This window comes from Pseudoxanthomonas sp. CCNWLY206-1 (genome assembly GCF_039710385.1).
In the GTDB taxonomy this organism is placed as follows: domain Bacteria; phylum Pseudomonadota; class Gammaproteobacteria; order Xanthomonadales; family Xanthomonadaceae; genus Pseudoxanthomonas_A.
Window position 1 is genome coordinate 145,482 of record NZ_JBDKXI010000005.1, and the last position, 11,554, is coordinate 157,035.

Annotated in this window: 8 protein-coding genes; 2 read left to right on the forward strand and 6 right to left on the reverse strand. The window is 64.7% G+C overall.

The features are described 5' to 3' along the window. Positions 1-41: 41 nt before the first annotated feature. From AADW18_RS12855 to AADW18_RS12880, 6 genes are all read right to left on the reverse strand, one after another. The gene (locus AADW18_RS12855; protein ID WP_337343796.1) at positions 42-1,103 is read right to left on the reverse strand and encodes a VacJ family lipoprotein; all 1,062 of its coding nucleotides are present in this window, start codon (positions 1,101-1,103) and stop codon (positions 42-44) included. Between the two features lie 33 nt (positions 1,104-1,136). Beyond that, on the reverse strand, positions 1,137-1,439 hold the full coding sequence (locus AADW18_RS12860) for an STAS domain-containing protein (protein WP_337343797.1): 303 nt from the start codon (positions 1,437-1,439) through the stop codon (positions 1,137-1,139). Beyond that, on the reverse strand, positions 1,423-2,076 hold the full coding sequence (locus tag AADW18_RS12865; protein WP_337343798.1) for an ABC transporter substrate-binding protein: 654 nt from the start codon (positions 2,074-2,076) through the stop codon (positions 1,423-1,425). Before AADW18_RS12865 ends, AADW18_RS12860 begins: the two co-directional genes overlap by 17 nt. A gap of 8 nt (positions 2,077-2,084) precedes the next feature. Next, positions 2,085-2,609: an outer membrane lipid asymmetry maintenance protein MlaD gene (mlaD, locus tag AADW18_RS12870; protein WP_337343799.1), complete on the reverse strand. Its 525-nt coding sequence runs from the start codon at positions 2,607-2,609 to the stop codon at positions 2,085-2,087. Positions 2,610-2,613: 4 nt separating this feature from the next. After that, the gene (locus tag AADW18_RS12875; RefSeq protein WP_337343800.1) at positions 2,614-3,366 is read right to left on the reverse strand and encodes an MlaE family lipid ABC transporter permease subunit; all 753 of its coding nucleotides are present in this window, start codon (positions 3,364-3,366) and stop codon (positions 2,614-2,616) included. A 169-nt stretch (positions 3,367-3,535) separates the two neighbouring features. Continuing rightward, positions 3,536-4,324, reverse strand: a complete 789-nt coding sequence (locus AADW18_RS12880; RefSeq protein WP_337343801.1) for an ATP-binding cassette domain-containing protein — start codon at positions 4,322-4,324, stop codon at positions 3,536-3,538. A 210-nt stretch (positions 4,325-4,534) separates the two neighbouring features. On the opposite strand from AADW18_RS12880, the gene recC reads away from it, so the two are divergent. Next, positions 4,535-7,969, forward strand: coding sequence for an exodeoxyribonuclease V subunit gamma (gene recC, locus AADW18_RS12885; RefSeq protein WP_337343802.1), 3,435 nt, complete (start codon positions 4,535-4,537; stop codon positions 7,967-7,969). Further along, entirely contained in the window at positions 7,966-11,550 is a 3,585-nt protein-coding gene (gene recB / locus AADW18_RS12890; protein WP_337343803.1) for an exodeoxyribonuclease V subunit beta, read from the forward strand. Before recC ends, recB begins: the two co-directional genes overlap by 4 nt. Positions 11,551-11,554: the final 4 nt, after the last annotated feature.

Sequence of the window (11,554 nt, forward strand, 5' to 3'; positions counted from 1 at the left end):
GGGACGCCGCTCCTACAAATACCGATGATAGGTGTCGCGCTTCAAGGGCCCGGCGTGGAGATATCGGGCATCGGCATGGCGTCCACCGGCACCGTCGGGTTGTTCTCGTCCAACAGGTAATCGGGCAGCGAATCTTCGTTGTCGCCCTGCTTGCTGCCTTCGATCTGATAGGCGCGGCGCTGCATCCACGAATCGCGAACCAAGGTGTAGTCGTCCACGGCGCCGTCGCGCAGGCTGTCCAGCGACAGCAATTGCGCGCGCGTGTCCACCAGATTCAGGCCCTGCAGGAAGATGCGGGTCTTGTCCTGTTCGATCTGCCGCACCGGGCTGAGCGGCATGTCGCCGGCCAGACCCAGGACATCGCGCACGGTGCGCGGTCCGAACAGCGGCAGTTCCACATAGCGCGACTGACGCCAACCCCATACGCCCAGCGTCTGCCCGAAATCTTCCCGTCCGCGAGGTAGCTTGGCATCGGTGGCCGGATCGAACAGGCCGCCGATACCGAGTGTCGAGTTCAACACGAAGCGCCCTAGCGTCTGCCCGGCGGCTTTCGGTTTGCCCTGCAGCAGCTGATTGACCAGGGTCAGTGGCTGGCCCAGGTTGTCGAAGAAGTTGCTGACGCCCAGGCGGACCGGACGGGGAACCGCTTCAACATAGGCGCGAGCCAATGGCTTGGCGATGGTGCGGTCTACCGCGTTGTTGAACGTATGCACCTTGCGGTTGTACTTCTCCCAAGGGTCGTAGGACTTCGGCAGCTGCGCCGCGGCTGGCAGTGTGGGATCGGCGATCGGGTCGTAAGGTTCCTGACCGTAGATAGCGGCGAAATCCTGCTCCGCGGACGTGTTGCCGTTGGCGGCAGGCGTCTCGACTGTCGCAGCCTCGCCCATGGGAGCAGACACGGGATCGCCGGCCGTCGGCGGCGCGGCTTCGGCTACGGAGCTGCCATCAACAGGCGCACTGTTATGGGACTCGCCGTTACCAGGCGTGCTGTCGATGACCACCGGCTCGGCCGACGACGCGGACGAGCCAGCAGGCGGTGCGGAAGCGCAGGCCGAAGCCAGCGCGGCGAACAGTACAACGGTGCTGACGCGAAACAGGTTCATCCCGGTTCCTTGGGCTAACGTGGGGGGTTGCCTCTACGCCGGATAATCCAGCGTCGGCGTCAATCGATAGGCTGCCCGCAGATCTGCCAGGCCCGCGGGCTCGCCATCGAATTGCGGGGAGTTGCCAGTAGCACGCAGGCGCGCGGCGAGTTCCGCCAACAATGCCAGCCCGGCGCTGTCGACGGTAGTGACGTTGGTCAGGACGAAGCGTTGCGTGCCGGGCAACGCTGCCGAAGCCTGCCGCCACAAGCGCGTGGCGGCGGCACGGTCCAGCGCACCGGTGAATACCAGTGCGCTGCCGTCGCGGCTGACGCCAGCGTCAGTTGACGTCGCCACTGACCTGCATCCTGCCGGCGCGCAGATCGGCGGCGACCTGCGGAATGGATTTCTGACGTAGCGGCGCATCGAACTGGTTGCGGAAGGTCTGCACGAACGACACGCCTTCCACCATCACGTCGAAGATCTTCCACTTGCCGCCAACCTGGCGCAGCAGATAGTCGACCGGCACCGGATCGCCATCCGGACGGATCATTTCGCTGGATACTTTCACGCCGCGGCCGCCGGGCAGGGCGGTTTCCGATTTCACCCGTACCTTCAGGCGCGTATTGAAGTCCAGCAACGCCGAACCGTAGCGAGTCATCAGGCTGTCGCTCAACGCATCGGCGAACAGCTTGATATCCGCATCCGAAGCGCCGCGGCCGTGCATGCCCAATACCAGCCGGCCGGCATAGTCGCGATCGAACAGCGTGTTGAATTCGCTGGAGACATACTCGCGCAGCGCCGCCGGATTGCCTTTGAACTCGGTGCGGCGCTGTTCCAGCGTGGTCAGGATGCGGGTGCTGCTGGCCAGCACCAACTGGCTGGCAGCGCTGGGCGCAGCCTGCGTCCGCGCGGCCTGCGCAAAGGCGGCCGGAACGGGTGCCGCGGCCACCAGGGCCGAAGCGAAAACAACCGACAAAAGAGAATGCTTCATAAGAGGCCTCAAGGCTGGGGAACTTCTTCAGAGGGAGCAGGTGGCGGCGTTGCTTCCGGGGTAGTGCCAGTGTTGCCGCCGCCGCTGAACATGTACTTGCCGGCCAGTTGCAGCAGGTCGACCGCTGGCTGGGTGAAGGCGATCTCATCGCCGGACTTCAGCACTTCCGGATCGCCGCCCGGAGACAGCCCGATGTAGTTTTCACCCAGCAAACCACTGGTGAAGATGCCGGCGGAGGTATCACCCGGCAGGTCCTTGTATCGGCCATCAATGGAGAGCGTCACGACGGAGTCGTATTTGACCGGGTCCAGCTGAATGTCAGCCACCTGTCCGATCACCACACCGCCGATCTTCACCGGCGCCTGCTTGCGCAACTGGCCAAGATTGGTGAAGCGCGCCTTCAGCTCGTAGCTGCTGCCACCGAAACCGAAACGTTGATTGGTGGAAGCCAGCGCCAGCACCAGCAGCGACGCCAGCGACAGCAATAGGAACGCGCCGACGGCGAATTCAAGACGGGGTCCGCGAATGGACATGGCATTAACTCCGGAACAGCAAAGCGGAAAGAACGAAATTGAACATCAGCACCAGCAGCGAGGCATTGACCACCGCGCGGGTGGTCGCCACCGAGGTGCCTTCGATAGTGGGTTCGGCGTGGAAACCAACGTAGGCAGCGACCAGCGCGGCGGTGCCGCCGAACACGGCCGACTTCAGCAGCGCCACGCCGAAGTCGTCCCAGAAATCCACACTGTTGCGCAGCGCCGACCAGAACGTACCGTTGTCCAGGCCCAGCACATGCACGGCTTCGAAATAGCTGGCGCTGATCGCCAGGCTGCAGAAGAAGCCGGTGAGCAGCGGCACCGTCAGCACCGCGGCCCAGAAGCGCGGCGCGACGGCCTTGGCGACCGGGTCGATCGCCATCAGTTCCAGTGCCTTGATCTGGTCGGTGGCACGCATCAGGCCCAGCTCGGCGGCGATGGAACTACCGGCGCGGCCAATGAACAGCAACGCCGTCAGCACCGGACCCAGCTCGCGATACAGCGACAAGCCCAGCAGCGTCGATAGCGCATCGGCGGCACCGAACGTGGTCAGCGTGCGGTAGCCCTGCAGGGTCAGCACCAGGCCGACGAACGCGCCACCCACGGCAATGATAGGCAGCGAGCGCCCGCCGATCTTGTAGATCTCGCGCGTCAGCTCGGCAAAAAAATCGCCCGTGGGCTTGGAAGCGCGGAATACCGACAGCGAAAACAGCCCGGCGCGGCCTAGCGAGCGAGTGGCGGCAACGAAAGGCATCAACAAGCCTCCATGTGTGTGCCCCTCCCCCTGCGAAGGCAGGGGGAGGGTGGGAGGGGGTTGAGTCGGTGCTGGGATGTTTTCCGCATGTCCACGCAACCCCTCCCCAGCCCTCCCCTGCCTTCGCAGGGGAGGGGGCTCAAATCAGCTGCGCTGAAAATTCGTTGGCTCATGCCGCCTCCGTCCGTTGGGCCGTATCGAAGGCAATCGGCCCGTCCGGTTCGCCGCGCAGGAACTGGCGGACCAATGGATCGGCGGTGTTCTCCAGTTCTGCTGGCGTACCAGCGAACACCAGCTGCCCATTGGCGATCACCACCGCCTGGTCGGCGATGGGCAGGGTTTCGTGGACGTGGTGGGTGACGATGATGCTGGTCAGTCCCAAGGTCGCGTTGAGGCGTTGGATCAGGCTCATGATCACGCCGCTGGCAATCGGATCCAATCCGGTCAGCGGTTCGTCATAAAGCATCAGCGGCGGATCCAATGCGAGTGCCCGGGCGAGCGCGACGCGGCGGGCCATGCCGCCGGAAAGCTCGCGCGGATACAAGTCAGCCGCGGCGCGCAGCCCCACCGCATTGAGTTTGAATGCGACGATGCGGCGGATCAGCGCGTCCGCCAATTTGGTATGGGTGCGCAACGGCAGCGCGACGTTGTCGGCCACCGACAGGTCGGTCAGCAAGCCATTGCCCTGCAACAGTACGCCAATGCTTTTTCGCATCTCCAACAAAGGGCGACTTTGTTGCGGCACGGTCTGGCCGAACACCTCCACCGTGCCGGCCGTAGGCGGAAGCTCGCCGGTCAGCGCTGCCAGCAACGTCGACTTACCGCTGCCGCTGGGTCCCAGGATCGCGGTGATGCTGCCCGCAGGCGCCGCGAAGGCGATGTCGTGCAGGATCGTGCGACCGCCGCGGTCGAGGCGGACACCAGACAGGCGAACGGCGGGAATGTCGGAAGACGTCATGTTCGCGGATTCGGTTGCGGATTTGGTTTAACGGAAAAACAACGGGTTAGCTTCACGGCTAACGCCTGAACAAAACCTGCACCGAAGAGTTTGATTATTGTTTAAGCTTGGCCATAGTCGTTTAACGCGCGTGGCGGGACTGCGGCATCTTCCAAGTGGCATCACTTCCGAGTCTCTGCAATTGCGACTGGGCTGCGGCATCATGGCCGGATGCAGGGGCTGCCCCACGATTTCCGTCTTTATCCTTCCAATGATCTCGATGTGCTGGCGGCCGTGCTGGCCAGCGGGCTGCGTGGCCGCGCGGACGACTGGTGGCGCCAGGAAGTCGTGCTGGTGCCGCAGTTCTCGATGCGCCGCTGGTTGCAGCAGGCGCTGGCAGAACGGCTCGGCATCTGCGCCAACGTCAGCTTCCTGACGCCGGGCGAGTTCGTCGATCTGGCCCTGGACGCCAATCAGGGTGAGGCGCCGCGTGGCGACCGGTTGATGCCGGAAGTGCTGCGCTGGCATTTGTTGCGCGAACTTGAAAGCGATCCGCCGGCCGAATTCGCCGGCTTTGCCGCCCATGCCGATCCGCGTTACCGCTGGTCGTTGGCCAGCGCCCTGGCCGATAGCTTCGAGAAATATCAAGCCTGGCGCCGCGATCAGCTATTGGCGTGGGAGCACCGCGCGCCGCGCGACGACGCCCAGGCAACGTTATGGCACCGGATCGGTCGCGGCCGCCGACATCGTGCGCGACGCATCGGCGAGTATCTGCAAAAGTTCGGTCCGCAAGGCACGCAAGCGCCGGCCGGATTGCCGCCGCGGCTGTTCGTGTTCGCCTGCCAGAACATCTCGCCGGATGTGTTGCAGGTGATCGCCAGCCAGGCGCGCGCCGGCGAACAGCACTTCTACCTGCACACCCCGTCGCGGGTTTACTGGGGCGACCTGTCGCGCTGGGCCGCTGACTACAAACCCGATCAGGACGACCGCTTCGGCGGCGAAAATCCATTGCTGGCCGCGTGGGGCCAAGCCGGCCGCGACTTCATCGCCGCGTTGGGCGGAGGCGAAACGGTTCGCGCACGCTTCGAGGCTCCTGCTTTCAGCGAGCCTTACGACGATCTACTGCTGGGCCGCATCCAGGCTGACGTGCTGGAGAACCGCGCGCCTTTGGTTAGCGACAGTGGCGACGGTCATTGGCCGCGCCCGCAAGTCGCAACGGACGACCCCAGTCTGCAATTCCATGCCTGCCATACACGCTTGCGCGAAGTGCAGGTGCTGCACGATCAGCTCCGGGCGCTGTTGGAACAGGAAGCGCCCGAAGGTCGCGAGCGTCTTAATCCGCGCGACATCGCGGTACTGATGCCGGATGTGGACGCGTACGCGCCGCATGTGGAAGCCGTGTTTGGCGGTGCTTTGGGTAGTGCGCGCGAACTTCCCTACACCGTCGCCGACACCAGTCCGCTGGCTACCGCCGCGGTCGCGGAAGCCTTTCTGCGGCTGTTGAAGTTGCCTCTGCAGCCGCTGACCTTGCCGGATCTGATCGACCTGCTGGCGGTGCCGGCACTGGCGCAGCGCTTCGATATCGAAGATGCCGACCGCGCGCGTTTGCAGGATTGGCTGCAGGCGGCTGGCGCGCGCTGGGGCTTGGACGGTGCCGACCGCGCGCGCCATCTGACGCCGGCGGATTTGCCCGGGTTGGAGAGTGAATCCGTTCGCCCCATGCGCGAGCCGAACGAGTACACCTTCGAATTCGCCGTGGATCGCCTGTTGTTGGGCATGGCCAGCGGCGATGACGAGCTGATCGGCGGTGTTTCAGCAGGTATGGGGCAAAGGGTTGCGCCGTGGCCGGAGCTGGAAGGCCAGGCCACCGAATCGCTGGATGCATTGGTGCGCCTGCTGGCGGCGCTGCGCAGTTTCGGCGCGCGTCTCCAGGGTCCGCACACGCCGAAGCAATGGTCCGATCATCTGGCCGAATTGCTGGCGGCCGTGTTCGCCGCCGAGCCACGCGAAGACAGCGAACGCGCCGTCCTTGAACGCCTGCACAAAGCCGTCGCCGATTTCGCCGACAGCGCGGCGCTCGCCGATTTCGACAATTCTGTCGCGCACCGCGTGGTGCTGGACCACTTCCAGGCCGAGCTGGCCGGCAGCGACGCGCGTGCGCCGTTCCTGTCCGGTGGTGTCTGCTTCGGACGAATGGTGCCGATGCGGCTGATCCCGTTCCGGGTGATCTGCCTGCTGGGCATGGACGAGGCTGCGTTTCCCGGACGCGACGGCCGCGACCCGATCAACCGCATCAACCAGGCACTGGAAGGTAGTGATCGACGGGTCGGCGATCCTTCGCGGCGCGATGCCGATCGCTATCTTTTCCTGCAACTGTTCTCGTCGGCCAGCCGTGCGTTCTATGTCAGCTGGATAGGCATGGATGCGCGCGACGGTAGCCGGCGTGAACCTTCGGTGCTGGTGTCGGAACTGCTGGACACCGCGGTGCGCTATCACCAGGGCGCCGCGGAAGCCGTGCGCGAACAGTTGATTGTGCGGCATGCATTGCAGCCGTTTTCGCCCGCCGCGTTCGGCGCGGCGCTGCCGGAGGAAAGTCGTGGTGACGCGCGCCGTTTCAGCTTCGACGCGCGCTGGCATCCGGCAGCGGGTGCCGATACCGGCACCGGTCGTGCCGAACGGGAAATATTCGCGTCGATTCTGCCGCCGCGCGACGAGACGGATGAAAAAACCGTCCTGTCGCTGGCGCAGCTACGCGATGCGTTGATGCGGCCGCACGCGTTCTATCTCCAAGCCGGATTGGGATTGCGCCCGCCGGAGGAAGAAACGCCGCCACTGGAACACGAACCCTTTGGCATGCCGGATGCGCTGAGCCGTTATGGGCTGCGGCAGATGGTCTTCGATGCTTGGCGTCGTGCCGGTGTGGCACCGGAACCCGCGTCTCTGCAAACCGAATTGTTGGCACGCGGGCTATTGGCGCCGGGTGCGGACGGACGCGCCGTTCTGCGGAGCATCGTCGAAGAAGTGGCGCCATTTGCTGAAGCGGCGATAGGGGAGGGCTTTACCGGTGTCGGCGAAGCCCTGCCATTCGAGCTGGCGCTGGGTGACGGCACACTGGGCAATAACCTGTTGGCCGGAACGCTGGACCAAGTACATGGCGATCGTCTCTTCCGTGGCGCACTCAATCCGACGGGCCGCCACGGCGGCCATGCGTTGCGGCATGGACTGGATTGGCTCGTGGCGTCCACGCAAGGCCTGGCGCTGCATGAGCTGTCGGTGGAAAAGAAAGGCGCATCGCCGCGCATCGCCGTGCGCGATCCGCTGCCGCCAGCGCAAGCACGCGCCGCGTTGGAAGCGCTGGCGGCATTGCGTCGGCACGCCGCGCGCTTTCCTCTGTATTTTCTGCCCAAGAGTGGCCACGCATGGTGGGCGCTGGCTCAGCAGGACCATGAGCGCGCGCTGGAAGAAGCGCAGAAAATATGGGGCGGCGGTGAGGGCGATTTCGGTGGCCCTGGGGAAGCGCAGGCGGCAACGCGGATCGCATTGCGTGGGCGTGATCCGTTCCTGGACGGTGACATCGATGCGCGCGACGCCTTCGAACTACTCTCGCATTGCATCTTCAGTGCGCTGGAACAAGGCCAGCCGTTCGATGCGGAGACGCTGCCATGAGCGACGCCGTATTCGACACCGATCTGCATGCACGCAGCCTGGTCGAAGCCAGCGCGGGCACCGGTAAAACGTATGCGCTGGCGGGATTGTTCGCGCGCGCGGTGATCGTCGACCGGCTGCGCGTTCCGCAGATCCTGGCGGTGACCTATACCGTCGCCGCGACCCAGGAATTGCGCGAACGCGTGCGCCTGCGGTTGAGGCAAGCGGTGGAGCTGGCCGATACGTGGAAAGACTGTGATCCGGAGACGCGGGAAGGCGATGCGCCCGAGACCGCGATGCTGCGCCGGTTGCTGCATCAAGCCTTGCTAAGTGAGCCACGCGAATCGTTACCGGCGCTGCGCCAACGCTTGGCGCGGGCCCTGCGCGAAATGGATCTGGCCGCCATCGCCACGATCCACGGTTTCTGCCAACGCGTCCTGCGCGAACACGCACTGGATACACGTCAGCCGCTGATCGCTTCGGAACTGGAAACGGCCGATACGGCGGCGCGTGAACGATTGGCCGCCGATCTGTGGCGCGCTTTTTCGCGCGATACCGAAGGTGCGGATTTCCTGCATCGGCAGTTCGGCCGGGTCGAGGATATCTCCCGCGCACTGCGCGATCTATTGGCGCCGGAGCCATTGTTGCCGCCACCGCCGCCGGCCTTGGTCGACCCGCGTCCCGCGCTGGCACACGCCTGGCGACAGGTCTGCGAATCGTTCACGGTCCATGGCGAGCCGGCATGCGAAGTCGTCGGCCGCGCCATCGCCGATGCCGTACTCAAGGCCAATGAGTACAAGGCCGATCACGTCGTCTCGCTCTGGCAGTGGCTGAGAAAAGCGGTGGCTTCGCCGAATCCGCCTTCCGCCGTGCACCCCAAGCTGCACAAATACCTGCCTGCGGTGCTGGAGAAAGGCACGCTCAAGGCCAAAGCGGGAAAGACGCCGCAGTCGCCGTTGTTCGCTACCTTCGAGCCGGTCATCGACACGCTGACAGCGGTGGAGCATTGGCAGGAGGCGCGTGATCTGCAACGGCTGCACGCGCTGCGAGCCGACGCGTTGCGTCGCGAGCGCGTGCGCAAGGAAGCCTTCAATGTCCGCGACTACGACGACTTGATCGGCGAACTGCATGCGGCGGTCGCCGACGAACGCGCATCGGCCAACCTGATCGGCGCCTTGCGCGAGCAGTTTCCCTGCGTGTTGGTAGACGAGTTCCAGGATACCGATGCGCGCCAGTGGAACATCTTCGCGCGCCTGTTCGGCGATGGCAGTCTGGTGCTGGTGGGCGATCCGAAGCAGGCCATCTATCGCTTCCGCGGCGGCGACGTGAATACTTATGTCGCCGCCGCTGGAACTGCGCAGCAGGGCGCCACGCTGGACCGCAACTTCCGTTCACGGCCCAGCGTCATTCGCGCCGTCAACACACTATTCGAAAGCGCTCCACCTGGCGCATTGGGCGAGGGCATCGATTTCCTGCCCACGCATCCCGGCGGCAATGCGGCGGACATGGATTTCCTGCTGGATGGGCAAGCCGCACCGGCGATCCACTTCCATGTCGTCCCGCCGACCGACACCGGCAAGGATTACACCAAGCCGGTTTCCGTGCATATGGCGGCCGAACTCTGCGCCGATGCCATCCTGCAGCGTTTGCAACAGGCCCAGGCGGGCCGCGCGCTTATCAAGGACCGCTTGAGCAAATCGATGCGGCCATTGCAGCCGCGCGACGTCGCGGTACTGGTACGCGATCACCGCCAAGCGACCGCCGTGCGTCATGCGCTGTCGCTGCGTGGTGTTCCCGCGGTGGCTTCCGGCCGGGAAAGCCTCTACCAAAGCGAAGAAGCGCAGGATCTGCTGACGTTGCTGCTGGCGCTGCGTGCACCCGGCGACGATCGCCGCCTGCGGGCCGCGCTGGCGACGCCGCTGCTGGGCTGGGATGCCGCGCATATCGCCGTGCTGGATGAAGAAGGCGACCTGCTGCGGCAATGGCAGCAATCGCTGGTGAGCTGGCGTTCGCGCTGGGAGCGGCATGGCCTGCAAGCGATGCTGGCCGAAGTGTTGGCAGCCAACGCCGAGCGTTTGCTGGGACAGGCCGGCGGCGAACGCCGATTGACCAACTATCTTCAGTTGGGCGAACTGATGCAGTCGGCGGCCGGCCGCAACCTGGGTACGCAAGGGCAGTTGGACGCGCTGCGCTACGACATCGTCCATGCCGATGGCGACGACGAAGCACAGCAGCCGCGGCTGGAGTCCGATGCCGGGCGCGTACAGATCCTCACGCTGCACAAGAGCAAGGGCCTGGAATTCCCGCTGGTCTATCTTCCTTTCGTCGGCATCGGCCGGCAGGAAAAGCTCAATGGCCTGGCCATGTACACCGATGCCAGCGGACAGCGTGTGCGGCAGTGGCCGACCACGCAGACGTTCGACGGCGCGCCGGCTTGGAACGATGCCAAGCAGGCGCATCTGGATGAGGAAAGCGCCGAGGACATGCGGCTGCTCTATGTCGGCCTGACCCGCGCCAGTGAAGCGCTGTGGCTGTGTTGCGGTCCGCTGTCGCAGCACCGCAACGCCTCATTGCATCGCCTGTTGCAAGCGCCTGGGCCTGCGCCGAAAACGCTGGATGCGTTGGGCAACGCGGCTGTCATCAGCAGCGGCTTGCCACCGATGGAACGGCCACCGCGCCTGCCTGCCGCGCCGGTGCTGGCGGTGCCAGAGCCGCGCATCGCACAGCGCAGATTGCATCGCGATTGGTGGATTCATAGTTTCAGCCAATTGCACAAACAACAACCGCATGGCGCCAGCGCCATGATCGAAGCGCGTCCCGCGGACGACGAGGCACCATCGGCCACCGCACCGCCGCGCCCACGTCAGTTTGGCGGTGCCCGCTTCGGCAATACGTTGCATCACGCGCTGGAACGCGTCGACTTTGCCGCTTGGTGCGGTCACGTCAGCGAATTGCCACCGCATGGGCAGATCCAGCCGCTGATCGATGCCTTGAACAGTCAGGGTTATCCGGAAAAGCAGCACGAAGCCGGCATCCACGAACTGACGCCGCTGATCGCAAGCACCCTCAACACGCCGATGCCCGAAGGCGTCCGTTTGTGCGACCTGCCGCCGGAAGCGCGCATCGCCGAACTGGAATTCCACTTGGCCCTGCGCGGCGCCACCACGCAGGCCTTTCTCGATCTTCTGCACCGGTATGGATTGGCGATGGATCGCCACGATTTCGGTGTATGGACGCAGCTCACCGGACTGCTGAACGGCAAGATCGATCTGACTTACCGCCATGCCGGCCGTGTCTACGTGATGGACTACAAATCCAACGACCTGCCTTCATACGATCCGGATGCATTGGCACAGACCATGGCGTCCAGCGAATACGACCTGCAGGCGCTGCTGTACACGTTGGCGGTGCATCGCTGGATGCAATTGCGCCTGGGCGGGAAATACGACTACGACCGCGATTTCGGTGGCGTTCGTTATGTCTTCTGCCGTGGCCTGGACGTTATCGATCCCGCACGCGGCGTGTTCGTTCCGCAATTTCCGCGCGCGCTGGTCGAGGCGGTGGATGCGTTGCTGGTCCCGCCACTGGAAGCCGCCGCATGAGCGC